Source organism: Neisseria sp. P0021.S007 (assembly GCF_051956855.1).
On the sequence record NZ_JBQCXA010001596.1, the window covers coordinates 1 to 457 of the forward strand.

General features: G+C 56.9%; 1 protein-coding gene. It reads right to left on the reverse strand.

The genetic code is table 11. From position 1 onward, the window contains the following. On the reverse strand, nt 1-457 hold a 457-nt coding region (locus tag ACTHUR_RS20455; protein ID WP_440400628.1), incomplete at both ends, for an HRDC domain-containing protein.

Sequence of the window (457 nt, forward strand, 5' to 3'; positions counted from 1 at the left end):
GATTTCTATGATTTCTTCACCGTATTTGTCCAACCATTCCCCGCTCACGTCATCAATTTTAGAAAGCGCCGTCAACGTTTGCGGCTGGGCTTTGGCGATGGCGCGTAAAGTCTGTTTTTTGGCGACGGCGTGCATCTCTCCGCCTTCATATCGGGCGGTATCGAGACACCATTGGAACAGGCGGCGGGCGAGCTGGCGTTCTGCCTGTTTCGGCTCGGAAAGCCCGTCTGCGTAAGAGCGGCAGATGTCGAGTATTGCCTGCCCGTATTGGGCAATTCTTTCGCTGCCGATGCCGTAGATGCCGAGCAGGTCGGCTTCTTCGGCGGGCGTGAAGACGACGAGGTCGGTCAGGCTGATGTTGGAAAGGACTTTGCCCAAGGCGCATTGTTCGGTGGCTGCCTGCTCGGCACGCCAGGTTTCCAGCTTTTGCTGTAATTGCTGTTCGCGCTCGGTTTGG